Source organism: Citrobacter amalonaticus (assembly GCF_001559075.2).
Classification (GTDB): domain Bacteria; phylum Pseudomonadota; class Gammaproteobacteria; order Enterobacterales; family Enterobacteriaceae; genus Citrobacter_A; species Citrobacter_A amalonaticus_F.
In genome coordinates, this window is record NZ_CP014015.2 from 1486786 (window position 1) to 1505721 (window position 18936).

An 18936-nucleotide genomic window follows, 5' to 3' on the forward strand; every position below is an offset into this window, starting at 1 on the left:
TTTTTTATCCTTTAATGTTCACTAAGCCGTGCAGAACCTGGTCCAGGCCACCGAATACCGAGATTTTATCGATACGCTCTGCCACTCTTTCGAGGGTTTCCAGCTCTTTTAAACGCAGAGCCACCGGGTTGTTTTCCATCACTTTCGCCGTATTCAACAACGAGCGCGTCGCAGCCGTTTCTTCACGACGGCGGATCACATTGGCCTGCGCCGATTTTTCCGCTTCAACCAGGCGGGACAGAATCGTTTTCATATCTCCCGGCAACACAATGTCCTTCACGCCCAGCGACGCCACGTCGATACCATATGGCGCCATGCGGTCTTTCACCTGCGCGCTGACCACGTCATCAATCACCTGTTTATCTTCCAGCAGTTCATCGAGCGTGCGCGTCCCGACGGCCTCACGCAGCGCAAACTGCAGTTCGCGGTACAGATGATCGAGCGGTTTAGTGAGCTGCGCAAACGCCTGCAACACATCGCTGTAACGCCAGTTCGCCGCCAGGTTCAGGCGCAGGTTGACCTTATCTTTGGTCAAAATTTCCTGACCGCCCACTTCCAGCACCTGCAAACGGGTATCTACCACTTCAGCGTCCACCAGATGATTCACTTTCCAGTACGCCGTCAGACCCGGAGGAAGCAGTGCCTGCGTCTCGCCGTCAATTTTCAATACCCCCGCGTGCCAGGCCGGAACCTGTACGGTAAGCATCACGTCACGACCTTTTACCGCGCCGCTACGTCGCGGTTGCAGAACCGCATTCATGACCTCTGCAGGCACCTGAACCTGACGCGTATCCATACGCACCAGTTTCAACGCGTCGTCGGCTCGCCAGTACAAACGGCGCGTTGACGGCGGCAGGATCTCCTGCAACACCTCATTCATGTATAACGCGCCCGCTTCGCTGTCATTAAGATCAACGGCCAGGGCATAACGCGTTACCCAGTCTGGCTGAAAGCGGCGTAAATAATTCGCCAGCGCTTCCGGCACTTCGCTGCCGTCCAGATTCACCACCAGCACCTCTGGCGTATTGAACCACGGCAGACGGTGTTCACCCGCCTCCAGAACCTGATAGTAGTCGCCGTTTTTTGCTAACAGACCTAATTGTCCTTTACGGATAGTGATTTTCTTCGTCATTTTTCTCTTTTCCTTATCAAGTCAGGTGCGGGTGCGGAGGCGAAGCGACAGGGGAATTCCCTTTTGCCTGCGGCGCGGCATCGTGACCGGCAACCTGTTTTGGGGCCTGTTAACTGCGCAGTGCCCGTTTTTATTTCTATGATTAACAACCAGTTTCATTGGGAAAATGAATCGGGAATCGAACCCATTGTTCAGGTGTCATCGGTTGACGGAACACCTCCGGAAAACAGCCGCTGCCGTTCCTGACGTGCCGGCGGGGTTTAACCCCCTGCGCTTTCAACGTGTAGACGAGAGAGTTATTGCCAGAAGCGTGCCAGAAAGAGAAAAGGACAAAATTAATTTTTAGTTATCTGATTAATAAGGAATTAATTTTTATTGCCAATAATGATGATTGCAGAGGCTGCACATATTTTTTATCTTTTAATATCTAACTTTATCTTTTGGGATAAGCCATGAAAAAACGGCGGGTGGTGATTGGCGTACTGGGTACGGTGCTGGATAAACGCGGCAAGCGAGCAAACCGGTTAAAGAAATGGCGGCCCACGGTCGGACTGTGCCAACAGCCGGATTTCCCGGTCGATCGGCTGGAGCTTATCCACCAGCCACGCGATGCCGGGATGTGTCAGCAATTAGCGGAAGATATTAGCCTGCTTTCTCCACATACCCAGGTCCGCCCGCATGCCATCACCATTGCTGATCCGTGGGATTTCGAAGAGGTCTACGCCGCGTTCCTCGACTTTGCCACTCACTACACCTTCGATACCGAGAATGAAGAGTATCTGGTGCACATCACTACCGGCACCCACGTGGCGCAAATTTGCTGGTTCCTGCTGACGGAAGCCCGCTATCTGCCCGCCAGCCTGCTGCAAACCGGACCCGCGCCGAAGGGCGCGCCGCAGGAGGATGTTGCCGCTGGCACCTGTTCGGTGATCGATCTTGATTTAAGCCGCTATACCACGCTTACCAGTCGCTTTCAACGTGAGCAGCAGCAATCGGTCTCCTTCCTCAAAGCCGGTATCGAGACACGCAATGCCACGTTCAACACACTGATTGACCGTATTGAGCGCGTTGCCTTGCGTTCTGGCGATCCTATCCTGCTCACCGGCCCCACCGGCGCGGGGAAATCCTTCCTCGCAAAACGGATTTTTCAGCTTCGCCAGTCGCGGCATCTGGTGGGCGGAAAACTGGTGGCAGTGAACTGCGCGACATTGCGCGGCGATAACGCCATGTCGACACTGTTTGGTCATGTGAAAGGCGCGTTTACGGGCGCACTGTCGTCGCGAACGGGACTGTTACGCGAAGCCGACGGTGGAGTGCTGTTTCTGGATGAGATCGCTGAACTGGGGCTGGATGAGCAGGCCATGCTGCTGAAAGCGATCGAGGAAAAAACCTTCTTCCCGTTTGGCTCAGATAAAGAGGTGCACAGCGATTTTCAGTTGATAGCCGGAACCCATCGCGATATGCCGCAGTGGGTTGCCGAAGGGCGTTTTCGCGAAGATCTCTACGCACGGATAAACATGTGGCGCTTTGCCCTGCCCGGCCTTGCGCAGCGGCGTGAAGACATCGCCCCTAACGTGGAGTATGAGCTGCAACGTTTCTCCCGCAGCCGACAGAATCAGATTCGTTTTGATAAAGAGGCGCGAGAACGCTATCTGGCGTTTGCCTGTTCACCCCAGGCGCAGTGGCGCGGCAATTTCCGCGAACTGAGTTCCTCCGTCGCGCGAATGGCGACGCTGGCCGAGCAGGGACGAATTACGCTGACCCTTGTCGACGAAGAGATTGCGCTTTTGCAGGAGAGCTGGGGGGAGGCAAGGTCGCAACCGGAACTGGAGATGGAACTTGACCTTTTTGACCGCCGCCAACTGGAAACCGTGCTTGAGGTCTGTCGCCGCAGCGCATCGTTGTCCGAAGCCGGACGTGAACTCTTCGCCGTCTCCCGACAAAAGAAAGCCAATCCCAACGATGCCGACCGTTTACGTAAGTACCTGGCACGGTTTGGCCTGAGCTGGGAAAATCACAAAGTCAGAACATAAGCATAATTTGTTTGAATAATATTCCTTCGCACGATAAAAAATAATGATGGTTGGGCTCGATCCCAACCCGTTAATAACAAGCAAACACAACATACGTGCAAGGAAAACAACATGCTCGCCACTCTCACTCGGCTGTTCCCGTTATGGGCGCTGCTGCTCTCGGTTATCGCGTATTACACGCCATCCACCTTTACGCCTGTCGGTCCGTGGGTGACCACATTGTTGATGCTGATTATGTTCGGCATGGGCGTACACCTTAAAGTGGACGATTTTAAACGCGTACTTTCGCGTCCTGCGCCGGTTGCGGCGGGGATCTTCCTGCACTATCTGGTGATGCCGCTGGCGGCATGGGGACTGGCGCTGGCGTTTAACATGCCGCCTGAGCTCTCCGCCGGGATGGTACTGGTCGGTAGCGTCGCCAGCGGCACGGCATCTAACGTCATGATCTATCTGGCGAAAGGAGATGTCGCACTCTCGGTAACGATCTCATCCGTTTCCACTCTGGTGGGCGTGGTTGCCACACCGCTGCTGACGCGTCTGTATGTCGATGCGCATATTCAGGTGGATGTGATGGGCATGCTGCTCAGTATTTTACAGATTGTGGTGATTCCGATTGCCATGGGCCTGGTGATCCACCACCTGTTCCCGCGCGTCGTGAAGGTAGTTGAACCTTACCTGCCCGCGTTTTCGATGGTTTGCATTCTGGCGATTATTAGCGCAGTGGTGGCGGGTTCCGCCGCCCATATCGCGTCCGTCGGCTTTGTGGTGATTATCGCGGTGATCCTGCATAACACCATCGGCCTGCTTGGCGGCTACTGGGGCGGACGTCTGTTTGGTTTTGACGAGTCAACCTGCCGCACGCTGGCAATCGAGGTTGGGATGCAAAACTCGGGCCTCGCCGCCGCGCTGGGTAAAATCTACTTCGGCCCGCTCGCCGCACTGCCCGGCGCACTGTTCTCGGTCTGGCACAACCTTTCCGGCTCTCTGCTGGCCGGCTACTGGTCCGGTAAACCGATTGATGAACAGCAGAGTGCTGTCAAAGAAAATTGATCACCTGCGAATGGGGGATTTCCCCCATTCCTTGCCTTCCTTGTTTGAACCCCATCACAAAACAACAAATATCAACATAAAACAAAAATATGATTAATGTCTTTATTTTCAGTTAATTAATATCAATTAACGAATTTAATGATAGCTCACCTCGATCTTTTGATGTTGCTTTATTTTGTTTTGCTTGGGAATATGACTCCACTACAACACAGATAACCCCTTACCCTATCTTTTCTTTGAGGCCGCTATGAAAAAAATTGCGATTATTGGAAGCAGTGGAGGCAACCTCTACAACCTGGGTGGCGCCGAGCCAGAGAAGTTACTCCAGGAGATTTATCAGCAGTGTGAAGCCGCGGGTGTCACCGTCGCTGCCGTGCAGTTCATTGCAGCAGAGGCTTCGATGGATGTCGCCAAACCTGACACCCCCGCAGCCGTCTATGCCTTAACCACAGAAAACAACACAAAACCACAACGCATCTTCCAGGGCAAACTCTCCGAGGTGAATGCCTCCGTCGTCGAGAGCGATCGCCAGATAGCCGGGATGATCCGCAGCGGTGAGATCGACGGGATCGTGGTGATGAGTGCCGATCCGGTAAAAGCCAACCAGGCCGTCTTTGATGCCGCCGTAGAGATGAAAACGCCGATTGTCGGTACCGGCGGCACCTCGATGGCACTGGTCGCCGCAAAGGGCGCTAATGTGGTCGCGACCTCAGGCACCACGGGGACCACCAGCCGCACTCGCGCGGTCTCCTTCATCGCCTCGCTGTGTAAATGCTGGGGTATCAAATACAAACCCCAGTTGGGCAGCGCGTCGCCTGCACAAGGCGGTTCCGGAAAGAGTCTGCTTAAGCGCTTTAACATCCGCAGCATCATGATCCCGGCGCTGCCAGGCTTTATCGCGATGGCGATCGTACTCGCCCTGAGTCACATCCCCGGGCTGGAAAAACTCAATGATATCTTTGAAATCCTGCTGAAGGGCCTGCCGGTGCTGGTTGCCGTGCTGGCGGCAAAACAGATTTCCGAACTCGATGAAGTCTCTATTGTGGCCGGGGTCGTCGCCGGGGTGCTTTCCGTTGAAGGCGGCCTGATCGGGGGGATTATCGGCGGTCTGATGGCCGGGATTTTTGTGCGCTGGTTGTTTGAACTGTGCCTGAACTGGCGCTTCCCGATGACCACCGTCAACATCGTCGCCGGCGGGATTTCGGGTCTGGCGGCCGGTTTGATCATGCACTATCTGCTGAGCCCGCTGGCGCTCTCTGCGGGTAACTATATCAAGCTGGCTATCGAAAGCACGCTGGCATTCAGTCCGATTCTTGCCGGGCTGCTGGCCGGTCTGGTGATCTGGCCAGCCATTCTCGGTGGTGTCTATCACGCGGTCATTCTTCCGCTGGTGCTGCTGGAGATGGAGAAATCCGGCGTCAGCTTCCTCGGTGCCGTAGATATGGTGGGTCTGGTGATGGTTGCTGCCGGCATCAACCTGGCTAACGTCATCGCGCCACGCGAAAAAAGCGAAGCGGCCGTCGCCACACCGGGCCTGCTTATCAACCTGGGCTTCGGAACGTTTGTGGAATCCGCCTACCCCTTCATGTTCGCCAACAAAATCGTCTTTGGTTCCGCCATCTTCTGGGCCGGAATGGGCGGCATGATGCTCGGCTTCTTTAACGTCAAAGGGGTGGCCTACGTCCCGGCGTTCGCCTCACCGTTCTTATCCAGCAATGCGCTGCAGATGGCGATTGTGATGGTCACTGTCATGGCAATGACCTGTATCACCACCATCATTGCGAACCGTTTTAAGGCTGTCGTACAGAGTGAATCTGTGGCGTCTGCCCGTTAATAAATGCACCAACACCAGAGGTACACCATGTTTAAAGGCGATATGAATAAAAAACGCGCCAAAGCGTTACAGAAAGTGAAAGATGCCATCGCGCTGCACGGCGGGCAAACTATCCTCAGCACGGGGATCACCGGTGACGATGCGCGCCTGGCAAAAGCGGTCTGCGAGGCTGGCGTGAAACTGCTCGAGCCGAACCATCCTGCACTGGCGCTGGCGCGCGGACACAAAGGGGTGAGCAACATGCACGCGGCGGAGCAAATCCGCCACGAAATCACCAACGGTCAGATGGCAGAAGCGGTGCACGGCGTGCGTAATGTGGTGCCGGACGATATCTTCATCACCGTGGGCATTGCGGGCGGGTTTACTGAAACGCTGCCCGTCCCACTCAGTGAAACGGAGATTCTGGAGATTGCCCGCGCCGGAGCCGACGGTTTACACACCCATAAATCTGACTGGGACGACCTGCAGGACATCGTCAACCTCGCCCATCAGTATGGGCTGACCGTGGATGCCTACATTGGTCATCCGGATGATCTGCATACCTTCGGTATTCCGGCACGCACCCCGGAAGAGGTCGCCAGCGTAGCGAAGCGCATGCAAGAGATTGGCGTCGATATGATTGGCCTGATGACGGGCATGAGCTATGAAGGCGTGGCGGCTGGCGATATCCCGCAGATGATTAAAGACCGTCTTCGGGCGCTGGTTGGCGCGGTGGACGTCCCGACGCTGGCGGAAGGAGGCATTAACCTCGCCAATGCCAAAGCGTTTAAGGACACCGGGGTCAATATTCTGGTCGTCGGCACGGCAATCGACAATATGGTTTGCAACGCCGCCAAAGAGGCCGTGACACCGTTTATCGCTCATGCATAACGACAGAGAACAATAATGCTACTGGTTACCGATCTGGATGGAACATTGCTGACGTCGCAGAAGACTATCACGCCACGCACACGTCAGGCGCTGGTTGACTTTCGTCAGCGCGGCGGTCTGCTGGCCGCCTGTTCCGCCAGACCGGTCTCCTCAATAGCCCGCCTGTTACAACAGCAGCAGGTTGAGACGCTGTTTGACTGGTGTGCAGGTTTCAACGGCGGACAGATCCTTGAGCTGGCGTCGCAACGCATTCTGCATTCTGCACCCTTCACCCGGATGAATCTCAGAGATATTGACCGGCATATTTCGCTGTCCCGTTATCCTCATCATTTTTTTACTGCACACGCGATTTATCATCGCTACGATCGCCTTATCGCCCCGTGGACATCCTATGAGGCCAGTTTATTTGAGTTACCGCTTATTAGCGCCGCACCAGGGAATATCTTTAATCGTCGCGATATATTTAAAATTACGCTGGTCGCAGAGCATGCCAGGATCGAAGATCTCTGTCGGGAAATAAGTCGTCAGTTACCCAATGACTATAAGGCGACAATCACCGGTGGGAATTATATCGATATTCAACGCAGCGAGATAAATAAAGGCTATGCGATCGCTGAAATCGCCCGACAATTAAACCTGCCTCCTGCCGGGATTGCCGCCATTGGCGATCAGCAGAACGACATCAGCATGTTTGCCGTTGCCGGGTTCGGCATTGCGATGGGCAACGCGCCAGATAGCGTGAAACGTCAGGCCCGGTATGTGACAACCACCAATGATGATGACGGTATCGTCTGTGCGCTGGAGTGGTTGCGTTGCTCTGCGCATCCAGTTACCATGCGGCAAAGTTCGACCCTGGCGGAAAATAATGAACCCGATTAAAAGAAGAAAGCATATTCTTGATGAATTAAACAAATTCGGTGAAGTGACCGTTATTAAATTATCAGAAACGCTAAACGTGACCTCGGAAACCATTCGCCGCGATCTCTCTTTACTGGAGTCTGAAGGTCAAATCACCAAAATTCACGGTGGCGCGGTCAAAAAACAGGTTGTTCAGGAAGATGCATTTGGCGCGAGAATTGATGCGCATCGCGAAGAAAAAATGGCGATTGGCAAAGTGGCCGCGGGAATGGTCAGCGAGCGCGATACGCTATTTATTGATTCCTGTACCACGAATCTTATTCTTGCCGAACACTTACCCCCTCTCGCGTTTTCCGTTATTACCAATTCCGCCTTAATTGCCGATAAAATTAAAGAGCATAATCTCCAGGCGCGAGTGTATGTCTTAGGCGGTGAATACGATTACCATTTCCGCGCCAATCTGGGCGTCTCAGTGTGCCAGCAGATTAATGCGATTCACGCAGATATCTGCTTTATCGGTGCGGGCGGTATTTCACCGCAGCATGGTGTACTCGTGAAGAGCTTTGACGAGGCATACGTTGCCAAAGCGATGATTGCGATGAGTAAAAAATCCGTGATTCTCGCCGACCATACTAAATTCGGTCAGGACGGCGTGATGTGTATCGCCACTCTCAAAGAGATCGATCACGTCATTACGGATAAGGGATTTAAAACAACGGGTTATACACAACAAGATTTCGCAGGAAAACTGCGTATTGCTGACTGAGCGCTATCCGCCCGAGGCGTATTGCCGTACACTGAAATCACCAGGCAGACAGAGGGCACTCGTATGGCACTCCCCCGCATTACCCAAAAAGAGATGACCGAGCGCGAACAGCGCGAACTGAAAACGTTGCTGGATCGCGCCCGTATTGCGCATGGTCGCCAATTGACCAACGCAGAGACCAACAGCGTAAAGAAAGAGTACATTGATAAGCTGATGGTCTTGCGCGAAGCCGAGGCAAAAAAAGCCCGTCAGTTGAAGAAAAAGCAGGCCTGGAAACCGGATGCAGAAGCCTCTTTTTCCTGGTCTGCAAATACGCCAACGCGCGGCAGACGTTAACGCCCTTTCTTCTTACGCCCCGGCGAGGTAAAGCGTTTACCGTTTGCCGCCGGGCGTGCTTTCTCTTTTTCCGCCGACTTTTCGATTTTCACCACCGGACGCTTGATTCCCGCCGTTTTCGGTTTCGCTTTCGCCTTCGGTTTCGCTTCTGAAGAAGAGTTTTCGATAAGCTTAAACAGCGTGATCAGCTCATCATCCGTCAGGTCACGCCATTCACCGAGCGGCAGACCGGAAAGGCCAACGTTCATGATGCGCGTGCGTTCAAGCTTCACCACTTCATAACCGAAATGTTCGCACATGCGGCGGATCTGTCGGTTCAGCCCCTGGATCAGGGTAATGCGGAATACAAACGGCGCCTCTTTCTTCACCTTACATTTCTTGGTGACGGTACCCAGAATCGGCACACCCGCACTCATCCCACGAATAAACTCATCCGTAACTGGTTTGTCGACCGTGACCAGATACTCTTTTTCATGATCGTTACCGGCACGCAGGATCTTATTCACCAGATCGCCGTGGTTGGTCAGGAAGATCAGTCCCTGGGAGTCTTTGTCCAGACGGCCAATCGGGAATACGCGCTTGCTGTGGTTAACGAAATCAACAATGTTGTCGCGCTCGCTGTCTTCAGTGGTGCTCACGATCCCCACCGGCTTGTTCAGCGCGATAAAGACCAGATCTTCCGCTTCACGCGGCTCAATCAACCGACCATTCACCTTCACGACGTCGCCAGGCATCACCTGGTCGCCAATGGTGGCGCGTTTGCCATTGATGAAGACGTTCCCTTGCTCGATGAAGCGATCCGCTTCGCGACGCGAGCAGATTCCGCTTTCACTGATGTATTTGTTGAGTCGTGTTGTTGATGAGTCGGGCAGCATAATTTCTCCTTTGAATGCGGAATATACCCTACCTTGCTGGCGATAAAAAATAATCGTGCAAAATGGCCTCAGCGCTATTTGTGATCCGCCACACCTTTCGACACAAAAGTGTCTCCGATCTTTGCATGCAATTTTGTTGAATGAAAATTAGCAGAATCAATACATTAGGACTATGTGCACATCTGTGCCAACAACGATCACTCCGCACATCATATGTGCAACATTAATCGCCAACTCAGGATGCGCAAAGAAGAGAAAATAGCTTTGAACTCCCGCTTTTATGAGGTTATATCAGATCAAGAGAGCAGGTTCGTGATTTGCACAAATGTGCAGGAGTCTACAAATGGCGACGGAAAACAGTGATGATATCCGCCTGATCGTAAAAATAGCGCAGCTCTATTACGAACAGGATATGACACAAGCGCAGATCGCCCGTGAACTGGGGATTTATCGCACCACCATCAGCCGCCTGCTGAAACGCGGTCGCGAGCAAGGCATCGTCACTATTGCCATCAACTACGACTACAACGAAAACCTGTGGCTGGAACAGCAGCTCAAACAACGATTCGGCCTCAAAGAGGCGGTGGTGATCACCTGCGACAACGAGCAGGAAGAGGAACAACTCGCGATGATGGGCGTGCACGGCGCGCAACTGCTGGAACGTTTACTGGAACCCGGCGACATCATTGGTTTTTCCTGGGGACGCGCAGTTCGCGCACTGGTCGAAGGGTTGTCGCCTGCCAGCCAGTCGCGCCAGCTGATCTGCGTGCCGATCATCGGCGGGCCGTCCGGGAAGCTCGAGAGTCGCTATCACGTCAATACGCTGACCTACGGCGCAGCGGCAAAGCTGAAAGGCGAATCACACCTGGCTGATTTTCCGGCTCTTCTGGAAAACCCATTGATTCGCAACGGTATTATGCAGTCCCAGCACTTTAAGTCGATTTCTGCCTACTGGGACAATCTGGATGTTGCACTGGTAGGGATTGGTTCTCCGGCAATTCGCGATGGCGCAAACTGGCATGCCTTTTACGGCAGCGAAGAGAGTGACGACCTGCATGCCCGGCAGGTTGCCGGAGACATTTGCTCGCGCTTTTACGATATTAACGGCGTAACGGTGGAGACCACGATGAGCGAAAAAACGCTCTCCATCGAAACCAACAAATTAAAGCAGGCACGTTATTCCATCGGCATCGCAATGGGTGAGGAAAAACTCAGCGGAATTCTCGGCGCATTACGCGGAAAATATATTAATGGTCTGGTCACTAACAGCCACACTGCTGAATTATTGTTGAAGTAACTATATTCATCTTGATCCTGACGTAATTAACTTTATGCAGGATCCCCTTCTCTGAAATTGGGAGTTAATTATGCAAACGTGGTTAAATCTACAGGACAAAGTTATTATTGTAACCGGCGGCGCATCCGGAATTGGCTTAGCCATTGTCGAAGAGTTATTAGCACAAGGCGCAAATGTCCAGATGGCGGATATTCATGGCGGCGAAGCAAAACATGAAGGTAATAACGGCTACCACTTCTGGCCGACAGATATTTCCAGCGCCAAAGAGGTTAATCACACTGTGGATGAAATTATCCAGCGCTTTGGCCGCATTGACGGTCTGGTCAATAACGCCGGTGTTAACTTTCCCCGCCTGTTGGTCGATGAAAAAGCGCCAGCAGGAAAGTATGAATTAAACGAAGCCGCGTTTGAAAAAATGGTCAATATCAACCAGAAAGGCGTGTTTTTAATGTCACAGGCAGTGGCGCGTCAGATGGTGAAACAGCGTAACGGCGTGATCGTCAACGTCTCTTCTGAAAGCGGGCTGGAAGGGTCTGAAGGCCAGAGCTGCTATGCCGCCACGAAGGCGGCGCTGAATAGCTTCACCCGCTCCTGGTCAAAAGAGCTGGGCAAACACGGCATTCGCGTGGTCGGGATTGCTCCCGGGATTCTGGAAAAAACGGGACTGCGCACGCCGGAATATGAAGAGGCGCTGGCCTGGACCCGCAATATCACCGTTGATCAGCTACGCGAAGGCTATAGCAAGAACGCCATTCCGATTGGTCGCTCGGGACGTTTGACTGAAGTGGCTGATTTCGTTTGTTATCTTCTGTCTGAACGTGCCAGCTACATTACCGGAGTAACCACTAACATTGCGGGCGGAAAAACGCGCGGCTAAGGAGACGTTATGGTCAATGCAATCTTCTGTGCTCACGGCAAACTGGCCTGCGCCATGCTGGAATCGGTGCAAATGGTCTACGGTGACGCCAACGTTGAGGCCGTCGCGTTTGTCCCCGGCGAGAACGCCAGCGACATCGTCACAAAGCTGGAAAAGTTGGTGAGTGCTCACACTGATAGTGAATGGCTGATTGCCGTCGATTTACAGTGCGGCAGTCCGTGGAACGCCGCGGCAACGCTGGCGATGCGCAATCCGGCCATCCGGGTGATCAGCGGGCTTTCCCTGCCGCTGGCGCTGGAACTGGTAGATAACCAGAGCAGTATGAATGTGGATGAACTGTGCGAACACCTGACGACCATTGCACAACAAACCTGCGTGGTCTGGCAGCATCTGGAAACGACCGAAGAGGATTTCTGATGAATATTACCCTTGCCCGTATCGATGACCGCTTGATCCACGGTCAGGTCACCACCGTCTGGTCGAAGGTGGCGAATGCCCAGCGGATTATTATCTGTAATGACGACGTTTATAACGATGAAGTGCGCCGGACATTATTACGCCAGGCCGCCCCGCCGGGGATGAAGGTCAACGTGGTGAATATCGAAAAAGCCGTCGCGGTTTATCATAACCCGCAATATCAGGACGAGACTGTATTTTATTTATTTACCCGCCCCCAGGATGCGCTGGCGATGGTCAAACAGGGGGTGAAAATTGCCACCTTAAATATTGGCGGCATGGCCTGGCGACCGGGTAAAAAACAATTAACCAAAGCCGTATCCTTAGATGACGATGATATTAATGCGTTTCGCGAACTGGATAAATTTGGCGTCACCCTGGATTTACGCGTGGTCGCCTCCGATCCCTCCATTAATATTCTCGAAAAAATAAAAGAACAGTCGTTCGCGGAATAAATAAAAGCGCCTGTATTTATTACACACCGTCATTCTGAATGCATCGCGGCGGCAATGAGCAAATTACCAGGAACGTAGATAACCATGTGACTGGGGGTGAGCCACAAGTCTGTCGGGAACAGATTTGAACGTTGCGAAGCGACGGCCCGTCAGGGCGACTCTCATGGATGAGACGAGTCATTCAGCCAACAAAGAGGCAGCCTGAAGGACGACGTGTAAATGCGTTAACAGGCAGGGATGTTCACATTTTAAGGTGACCCATTATGGAAATCAGTACCCTACAAATTATCGCCATATTTATATTTTCCTGTATTGCCGGAATGGGCAGCGTGCTGGATGAATTTCAGACCCACCGCCCGCTTATTGCCTGTACGGTTATCGGCCTGATCCTCGGTGATTTAAAAACCGGGGTGATGCTCGGCGGAACGCTGGAGCTGATCGCACTTGGATGGATGAACGTCGGTGCCGCGCAGTCCCCGGACTCCGCGCTCGCCAGTATTATCTCCGCCATTCTGGTGATTGTCGGCCAGCAGAGCATCGCGACCGGTATCGCTATCGCGCTGCCGGTGGCAGCGGCAGGCCAGGTCCTGACCGTCTTCGCCCGGACGATCACAGTGGTGTTCCAGCATGCGGCGGATAAAGCCGCAGAAGACGCGCGTTTTCGCACCATCGACATCCTCCACGTCTCTGCGCTGGGCGTGCAGGCGCTACGTGTCGCCATCCCGGCGTTAATTGTCTCGCTGTTTGTCAGTGCCGATATGGTCAGCAATATGCTGAATGCCATCCCGGAATTCGTCACTCGCGGCCTGCAGATTGCCGGTGGTTTTATCGTGGTGGTCGGTTACGCCATGGTGCTGCGCATGATGGGCGTGAAGTACCTGATGCCTTTCTTCTTCCTCGGTTTTATCGCCGGTGGTTACCTCGATCTGAGCCTGCTGGCTTTCGGCGGCGTCGGCGCGATTATTGCGCTGGTCTATATCCAGTTGAACCCGCAGTGGCGTAAAGCCGAACCGCAGGCACAGACCGCCTCCTCCACCGCCCTTGACCAGCTTGATGACTAACGGAGCCCATCATGGAACAGAAAAAACTGACCAAATCTGACCTGTTTAGCATGTTTGTTCGCTCCAACCTGCAGCAGGCGTCTTTCAACTTTGAACGTATTCATGGGCTGGGTTTTTGCTACGACATGATCCCCGCCATCAAGCGCCTGTACCCGCTGAAAGAAGATCAGGTGGCGGCACTCAAGCGCCATCTGGTGTTCTTCAACACTACGCCCGCGGTGTGCGGCCCGGTGATTGGCGTGACCGCCGCGATGGAAGAGGCGCGAGCGAACGGGGCGGAAATCGATGATGGCGCGATCAATGGCATCAAAGTCGGCCTGATGGGGCCGCTGGCGGGCGTTGGCGACCCGCTGGTCTGGGGCACGTTGCGACCGATCACCGCCGCGCTCGGCGCGTCGCTGGCGCTGTCCGGCAACGTGCTCGGCCCACTACTGTTCTTCTTTATTTTCAACGCGGTCCGCCTGGCGATGAAATGGTATGGCCTGCAAATTGGCTTCAACAAAGGGGTCAACATCGTCAGTGATATGGGCGGCAACCTGTTGCAAAAACTGACCGAAGGCGCATCGATTCTCGGCCTGTTTGTGATGGGGGTACTGGTGACCAAGTGGACCAGCATCAACGTGCCACTGGTGGTATCGCAAACCCCCGGCGCGGACGGCGGCACTGTCACCATGACGGTGCAGAACATCCTCGACCAGCTCTGCCCCGGCCTGCTGGCGCTGGGCCTGACAATGCTGATGGTTCGTCTGCTCAACAAGAAAATTAACCCGGTATGGCTGATCTTCGCCCTGTTTGGTCTGGGGATTATCGGTAACGCACTGGGCTTCCTGTCCTGATTTTTTCGCCCCGGTGGTAAGCCGGGGTTATCGCTCAATATGAGGTGGAATATATGTTAACGACAGCTCTGCGCCTTTATGGCAAACGCGATCTGCGCCTGGAAACGTTTGAACTTCCGGAGATGCAGGACGATGAAATTCTGGCAACCGTGGTCACCGACAGCCTGTGCCTCTCCTCCTGGAAAGAGGCCAACCTGGGAGAGGATCATAAAAAGGTGCCTGACGATGTGGCGACCCACCCGATCATCATCGGCCACGAGTTCTGCGGCGATATTGTCGCCGTCGGGAAAAAGTGGCAGCACAAATTTCAGCCCGGCCAGCGCTATGTGATTCAGGCGAATCTGCAACTGGCGGATCGCCCGGATTGTCCCGGCTACTCCTTCCCGTGGGTGGGCGGCGAAGCCACACACGTCGTGATCCCCAATGTGGTGATGGAGCAGGACTGCCTGCTGGCTTACGAAGGCGAAACGTACTTTGAAGGATCGCTGGTCGAGCCGCTCTCCTGCGTGATCGGCGCGTTCAACGCCAACTATCACCTGCAAGAAGGCACCTATAACCACAACATGGGGATTCGCCCGCAGGGTCGTACGCTGATCCTCGGCGGGACGGGGCCAATGGGGCTGCTGGCGATCGACTACGCGCTGCATGGCCCGATCAACCCGGCGCTACTGGTGGTGACCGATACCAACCACGACAAGCTGAGCTATGCCCGTAAACACTATCCTTCTGAAGCGCAAACGTTGATCCACTACCTGCACGCACAGGATGCTGCGTACGACACGTTGATGGCGCTGACCGGTGGTCACGGTTTTGATGATATTTTTGTCTTTGTGCCGAACGAACAGCTGGTCACCCTGGCCTCTTCCCTGCTCGCCCCCGACGGTTGCATGAACTTCTTTGCCGGCCCGCAGGACAAGCAGTTCAGCGCCCCGATCAACTTCTACGACGTGCATTACGCCTTCACTCACTACGTGGGCACTTCGGGCGGGAATACTGACGATATGCGCGCGGCGGTCAAACTGATTGAAGAGAAGAAAGTGCAGGCGGCCAAAGTGGTCACTCACATTCTTGGCCTGAATGCCGCAGGAGAAACCACGCTGGAGCTGCCGAAAGTGGGAGGTGGTAAAAAGCTGGTCTATACCGGGAAAGCGTTACCGCTAACCGCTCTCAGCCAGATTGACGATCCCGCGCTGTGCGCTATTCTGGAACGCCATCACGGGATTTGGTCTAAGGAAGCCGAACAGTATTTACTGTCGCATGCCGAGGAGATTTAACATGATTAACCGCGACACCCAACTGTGCATGTCGCTTGCCGGTCGGCCCGGCAACTTTGGCACCCGATTTCATAACTATCTGTATGAAAAGCTGGGTTTAAATTTCATCTACAAGGCGTTCACCACCCAGGACATTGAAGCGGCGGTGAAAGGGGTTCGCGCGTTAGGCATTCGTGGCTGCGCGGTCTCGATGCCGTTTAAAGAGAGTTGTATGCCGTTTCTCGACGCTGTCGATCCGTCGGCGAAAGTCATTGATTCCGTCAATACCATCGTCAATGACGGCGGCAAACTGACGGGCTACAACACCGACTACATTGCGGTAAAAAGCCTGATTGCCAGCCACCAGCTCGACAACGCTGCGCGGGTGATGATTCGCGGCAGCGGCGGGATGGGCAAAGCGGTGATTGCCGCTTTCCGCGACGCCGGTTTTCGCGATGTGATCGTCGCCGCTCGTAACCGGGACAGCGGCCCGGCGCTGGCGAAACAGTATGGCTTTCAGTGGCAGCCGCTGCCGGAAGGCATTGCCTGCGACATTCTGGTCAATGTCACGCCCGTCGGCATGGCCGGTGGTAAAGAGCGCGATGAGCTGGCGTACAGCGAAGCCATGGTCGCCAGCGCCAGCGTGGTGTTCGATGTTGTCGCCCTGCCGCCGGAAACCCCGGTGATCAAACTGGCGCAGAAGCTGGGTAAAAAGACCATCAGCGGCGCAGAAGTGATTGCGTTGCAGGCCGTCGAGCAGTTCGCGATGTACACCGGCGTACGCCCGGATGACGCGCTGATTAGTGAAGCCGCTGAATTTGCCCGGGCGGGGTAACAGGGAGTAAAAAGAGCGCCGATGGGCGCTCTTGACTATTCTTGCCATTACGCAATGGCTTGCCGATACACATAAGGTACATGAATAGAGCAGCCCAATACGCGCCGCTTATGTCGTCATTTTCCGTAGTGTACTGGCCCGCCAATCAAAAAACTGAGCAAACAAATTTTGACAGAAACTGATTTTAATCATTTGATTTACTGGATAATCCATCGCCAACAACTGTTCGTTGTAGCAAATGCTGTCTAAAACGCGAAGAACTGGAGGTTCATCTTTCTCAATAGAGAGACGCAAGGAGGTCACTTCACGCAAAAGTTGTTCAGAGGGCACAGGCTCTTTAATCATTTTAGATTCAAGGTCGACAAAACTCTTGGATAAATCAAAATGGTTACGTGAACGCTGTGATGAACCAATAACAAGATTGATAGCCGCAAAAATACTCACAACAGCGCCGCTGAGAACAGCCCAAATCTTATTATGTTCCCCAAGAACGCTATAAATAGCCGTTGAACCAAAAATTAGTGAAATAACATTAGTAAATTGATCTAATCTGTCATAAAAAGCTCTGCGCCGATTATGATAGCGGACAGAACGGCGGATATCGAAAAGCAAGCCTTCCCACTTACTTTCCAGAGTTCCCTGATCCATTGTCTCCACCTTTTCCTGGTCTTGTTGGCGGTGCAAAAGAATTCATAATCTGAGTCCCCTTTCCCTTATGCGAAAATGGTTCTTCTACAGGGGCTGGTTGACTGTCATTCTCGTACCAACCATAACGTAATACATTGTTTGACAAAGAATTAATGCTAAACGAGACAGGGCGTTGAGGCTTTTTATTTTTACTCATATCAAATTCCTTGTAAAAACGTATTCTTAAATAAAATTTGCCTTAAATAACTCGATTGAAAAGTCTTTCACGAGGGCCATTTAAAACAGCTTCCGCTTTGCAACTACTACTGTGAGCTCGATATTCCTGCTATCACAAAATGACCAGGCGGTTACCTTATACTGTCAATTTGATAATATTCTAAGTGTATTTACAGAATAATGCGAGCCACTTTCCTGTTATTCCAGTCTGTGATTTCTTTTCTCTCCCCATCGCATCTTTCTCATCTCACTTTGATTTCTCAGGCTGTTTCGTATTTTATTAATTAAATCGGTGATGAAAGTCACACCTCTGAGATAACCCCCTTGCCAGCGCCAGTGTAGAGGCACAAGGAATCAGCCTCACCGTTAAAAAATGAATTTGCCTTTCCACAATCCCCTTCCAACATCGTGAGCCATGTCAGTAAGGCGCGACACTGTCAGTGGTACATTATCGCGTTTTGTAATTTTCTGATTTCACGGAGAAATGATGGAACTGCTTTTATTGAGTAACTCGACGCTGCCAGGTAAAGGCTGGATGGAACACGCGCTGCCGCTGATTGCGGAACAGCTGAATGGTCGCCGCTCAGCGGTATTTATTCCGTTCGCGGGCGTGACCCAGACCTGGGATGAGTACACGGAAAAAACAGCAGCGATCTTCGCCCCCATGGGCGTCAAGGTGGTGGGCATTCACAGCGTCGCCGATCCGCTGGCGGCAATTGAAAATGCGGAAGTGGTGATCGTCGGCGGGGGGAATACCTTCCAGTTGCTGAAAGAGAGTCGCGAACGCGGGTTGCTGGCGCCGATTGTTGACGTGGTTAAACGCGGGGCGCTGTACATCGGCTGGAGTGCGGGATCGAACCTCGCCTGTCAGACCATCCGCACCACCAACGACATGCCGATTGTCGATCCGAAAGGTTTTGATGCGCTGGGCCTGTTCCCGCTGCAGATTAACCCACATTTCACCAACGCGCTGCCGGAAGGCCATAAAGGCGAAACGCGTGAACAGCGTATTCGCGAGCTGCTGGTTGTCGCGCCAGAGCTGACGGTGATCGGTCTGCCGGAAGGGAACTGGATTAAAGTGAGCAAAGGTCAGGCGGTACTTGGCGGCCCGAACACCACGTATATTTTTAAAGCAGGTGAAGACGCGGTTGCCGTTGAGGCGGGTCACTGCTTTTAACCGACGTTGCCAAATGGCGGCGTAAACGCCTTATCCGGCCTACAAATTGCGTTCATTGTAGACCGGATAAA

20 protein-coding genes are annotated in these 18936 nt (G+C 53.4%); 16 read left to right on the plus strand and 4 right to left on the minus strand.

What is annotated here, in order from left to right; translation table 11 throughout:
* Window positions 1–4 precede the first annotated feature (4 nt).
* Entirely contained in the window at window positions 5–1132 is a 1128-nt protein-coding gene (locus AL479_RS07150; protein ID WP_061075599.1) for a slipin family protein, read from the minus strand.
* Between the two features lie 452 nt (window positions 1133–1584).
* Between AL479_RS07150 and rtcR the strand changes: the two genes are divergently transcribed.
* The 7 genes from rtcR (at window position 1585) to AL479_RS07190 (ending at window position 8879) form a co-directional block, all read left to right on the plus strand.
* A complete protein-coding gene (gene rtcR / locus AL479_RS07160; RefSeq protein WP_061075600.1) occupies window positions 1585–3165 on the plus strand; it encodes an RNA repair transcriptional activator RtcR in 1581 nt (526 codons plus the stop codon).
* Between the two features lie 111 nt (window positions 3166–3276).
* Complete coding sequence (gene panS, locus AL479_RS07165; RefSeq protein WP_061075601.1) at window positions 3277–4215, plus strand: ketopantoate/pantoate/pantothenate transporter PanS; 939 nt, start codon at window positions 3277–3279, stop codon at window positions 4213–4215.
* Between the two features lie 247 nt (window positions 4216–4462).
* On the plus strand, window positions 4463–6049 hold the full coding sequence (locus tag AL479_RS07170; RefSeq protein WP_061075602.1) for a hypothetical protein: 1587 nt from the start codon (window positions 4463–4465) through the stop codon (window positions 6047–6049).
* Window positions 6050–6076: 27 nt separating this feature from the next.
* Window positions 6077–6919, plus strand: coding sequence for a histidine biosynthesis protein (locus AL479_RS07175; RefSeq protein ID WP_044253395.1), 843 nt, complete (start codon window positions 6077–6079; stop codon window positions 6917–6919).
* Between the two features lie 15 nt (window positions 6920–6934).
* A complete protein-coding gene (locus tag AL479_RS07180) occupies window positions 6935–7798 on the plus strand; it encodes a Cof-type HAD-IIB family hydrolase (RefSeq protein WP_061075603.1) in 864 nt (287 codons plus the stop codon).
* Window positions 7785–8543 carry a DeoR/GlpR family DNA-binding transcription regulator gene (locus tag AL479_RS07185; RefSeq protein ID WP_061075604.1) on the plus strand — a complete coding sequence of 253 codons (759 nt, stop codon included), beginning with the start codon at window positions 7785–7787 and terminating at the stop codon, window positions 8541–8543. The genes AL479_RS07180 and AL479_RS07185 overlap by 14 nt, the downstream gene beginning before the upstream one ends.
* Before the next feature lie 63 nt (window positions 8544–8606).
* Window positions 8607–8879: a DUF3811 domain-containing protein gene (locus AL479_RS07190; protein ID WP_061075605.1), complete on the plus strand. Its 273-nt coding sequence runs from the start codon at window positions 8607–8609 to the stop codon at window positions 8877–8879.
* Here the strand turns inward: AL479_RS07190 and rluF are convergent.
* A complete protein-coding gene (gene rluF, locus AL479_RS07195) occupies window positions 8876–9754 on the minus strand; it encodes a 23S rRNA pseudouridine(2604) synthase RluF (RefSeq protein WP_061075606.1) in 879 nt (292 codons plus the stop codon). The genes AL479_RS07190 and rluF overlap by 4 nt on opposite strands.
* A 343-nt stretch (window positions 9755–10097) precedes the next feature.
* Here rluF and AL479_RS07200 point away from each other — a divergent pair, with 343 nt between their 5' ends.
* From AL479_RS07200 to AL479_RS07235, 8 genes are all read left to right on the plus strand, one after another.
* Entirely contained in the window at window positions 10098–11051 is a 954-nt protein-coding gene (locus AL479_RS07200; protein ID WP_061075607.1) for a sugar-binding transcriptional regulator, read from the plus strand.
* 70 nt (window positions 11052–11121) lie between these two features.
* Window positions 11122–11928: an SDR family oxidoreductase gene (locus AL479_RS07205; RefSeq protein ID WP_061075608.1), complete on the plus strand. Its 807-nt coding sequence runs from the start codon at window positions 11122–11124 to the stop codon at window positions 11926–11928.
* 9 nt (window positions 11929–11937) lie between these two features.
* On the plus strand, window positions 11938–12345 hold the full coding sequence (locus tag AL479_RS07210; RefSeq protein ID WP_061075609.1) for a mannose/fructose/sorbose PTS transporter subunit IIA: 408 nt from the start codon (window positions 11938–11940) through the stop codon (window positions 12343–12345).
* On the plus strand, window positions 12345–12839 hold the full coding sequence (locus AL479_RS07215; RefSeq protein ID WP_042999004.1) for a mannose/fructose/sorbose PTS transporter subunit IIB: 495 nt from the start codon (window positions 12345–12347) through the stop codon (window positions 12837–12839). Before AL479_RS07210 ends, AL479_RS07215 begins: the two co-directional genes overlap by 1 nt.
* Before the next feature lie 263 nt (window positions 12840–13102).
* The gene (locus tag AL479_RS07220) at window positions 13103–13900 is read left to right on the plus strand and encodes a PTS mannose/fructose/sorbose transporter subunit IIC (RefSeq protein ID WP_061075610.1); all 798 of its coding nucleotides are present in this window, start codon (window positions 13103–13105) and stop codon (window positions 13898–13900) included.
* Between the two features lie 11 nt (window positions 13901–13911).
* Window positions 13912–14736, plus strand: a complete 825-nt coding sequence (locus AL479_RS07225; protein WP_046493831.1) for a PTS system mannose/fructose/sorbose family transporter subunit IID — start codon at window positions 13912–13914, stop codon at window positions 14734–14736.
* A 53-nt stretch (window positions 14737–14789) separates the two neighbouring features.
* Window positions 14790–16010, plus strand: a complete 1221-nt coding sequence (gene sorE / locus AL479_RS07230; RefSeq protein ID WP_061075611.1) for an L-sorbose 1-phosphate reductase — start codon at window positions 14790–14792, stop codon at window positions 16008–16010.
* A 1-nt stretch (window position 16011) separates the two neighbouring features.
* Entirely contained in the window at window positions 16012–16824 is an 813-nt protein-coding gene (locus AL479_RS07235; RefSeq protein WP_061075612.1) for a shikimate 5-dehydrogenase, read from the plus strand.
* A gap of 108 nt (window positions 16825–16932) precedes the next feature.
* On the opposite strand, the gene AL479_RS07240 is transcribed toward AL479_RS07235, so the two are convergent.
* Both AL479_RS07240 and AL479_RS23805 read right to left on the minus strand, forming a co-directional pair.
* Window positions 16933–17472 carry a hypothetical protein gene (locus AL479_RS07240; RefSeq protein WP_061075613.1) on the minus strand — a complete coding sequence of 180 codons (540 nt, stop codon included), beginning with the start codon at window positions 17470–17472 and terminating at the stop codon, window positions 16933–16935.
* Complete coding sequence (locus tag AL479_RS23805; protein ID WP_146109666.1) at window positions 17447–17668, minus strand: hypothetical protein; 222 nt, start codon at window positions 17666–17668, stop codon at window positions 17447–17449. The genes AL479_RS07240 and AL479_RS23805 overlap by 26 nt, the downstream gene beginning before the upstream one ends.
* Before the next feature lie 507 nt (window positions 17669–18175).
* On the opposite strand from AL479_RS23805, the gene pepE reads away from it, so the two are divergent.
* Window positions 18176–18865 (plus strand): dipeptidase PepE, encoded by a 690-nt coding sequence (pepE, locus tag AL479_RS07245; protein WP_061075614.1) that lies wholly within the window; start codon window positions 18176–18178, stop codon window positions 18863–18865.
* The last annotated feature ends 71 nt before the right edge of the window (window positions 18866–18936 follow it).

Coding starts and splice junctions, on each gene's coding strand:
- AL479_RS07150 (WP_061075599.1), bottom strand. CDS start 1,132: ATGACGAAGAAAATCACTATCCGTAAAGGACAATTAGGTCTGTTAGCA.
- rtcR (WP_061075600.1), top strand. CDS start 1,585: ATGAAAAAACGGCGGGTGGTGATTGGCGTACTGGGTACGGTGCTGGAT.
- panS (WP_061075601.1), top strand. CDS start 3,277: ATGCTCGCCACTCTCACTCGGCTGTTCCCGTTATGGGCGCTGCTGCTC.
- AL479_RS07170 (WP_061075602.1), top strand. CDS start 4,463: ATGAAAAAAATTGCGATTATTGGAAGCAGTGGAGGCAACCTCTACAAC.
- AL479_RS07175 (WP_044253395.1), top strand. CDS start 6,077: ATGTTTAAAGGCGATATGAATAAAAAACGCGCCAAAGCGTTACAGAAA.
- AL479_RS07180 (WP_061075603.1), top strand. CDS start 6,935: ATGCTACTGGTTACCGATCTGGATGGAACATTGCTGACGTCGCAGAAG.
- AL479_RS07185 (WP_061075604.1), top strand. CDS start 7,785: ATGAACCCGATTAAAAGAAGAAAGCATATTCTTGATGAATTAAACAAA.
- AL479_RS07190 (WP_061075605.1), top strand. CDS start 8,607: ATGGCACTCCCCCGCATTACCCAAAAAGAGATGACCGAGCGCGAACAG.
- rluF (WP_061075606.1), bottom strand. CDS start 9,754: ATGCTGCCCGACTCATCAACAACACGACTCAACAAATACATCAGTGAA.
- AL479_RS07200 (WP_061075607.1), top strand. CDS start 10,098: ATGGCGACGGAAAACAGTGATGATATCCGCCTGATCGTAAAAATAGCG.
- AL479_RS07205 (WP_061075608.1), top strand. CDS start 11,122: ATGCAAACGTGGTTAAATCTACAGGACAAAGTTATTATTGTAACCGGC.
- AL479_RS07210 (WP_061075609.1), top strand. CDS start 11,938: ATGGTCAATGCAATCTTCTGTGCTCACGGCAAACTGGCCTGCGCCATG.
- AL479_RS07215 (WP_042999004.1), top strand. CDS start 12,345: ATGAATATTACCCTTGCCCGTATCGATGACCGCTTGATCCACGGTCAG.
- AL479_RS07220 (WP_061075610.1), top strand. CDS start 13,103: ATGGAAATCAGTACCCTACAAATTATCGCCATATTTATATTTTCCTGT.
- AL479_RS07225 (WP_046493831.1), top strand. CDS start 13,912: ATGGAACAGAAAAAACTGACCAAATCTGACCTGTTTAGCATGTTTGTT.
- sorE (WP_061075611.1), top strand. CDS start 14,790: ATGTTAACGACAGCTCTGCGCCTTTATGGCAAACGCGATCTGCGCCTG.
- AL479_RS07235 (WP_061075612.1), top strand. CDS start 16,012: ATGATTAACCGCGACACCCAACTGTGCATGTCGCTTGCCGGTCGGCCC.
- AL479_RS07240 (WP_061075613.1), bottom strand. CDS start 17,472: ATGGATCAGGGAACTCTGGAAAGTAAGTGGGAAGGCTTGCTTTTCGAT.
- AL479_RS23805 (WP_146109666.1), bottom strand. CDS start 17,668: ATGAGTAAAAATAAAAAGCCTCAACGCCCTGTCTCGTTTAGCATTAAT.
- pepE (WP_061075614.1), top strand. CDS start 18,176: ATGGAACTGCTTTTATTGAGTAACTCGACGCTGCCAGGTAAAGGCTGG.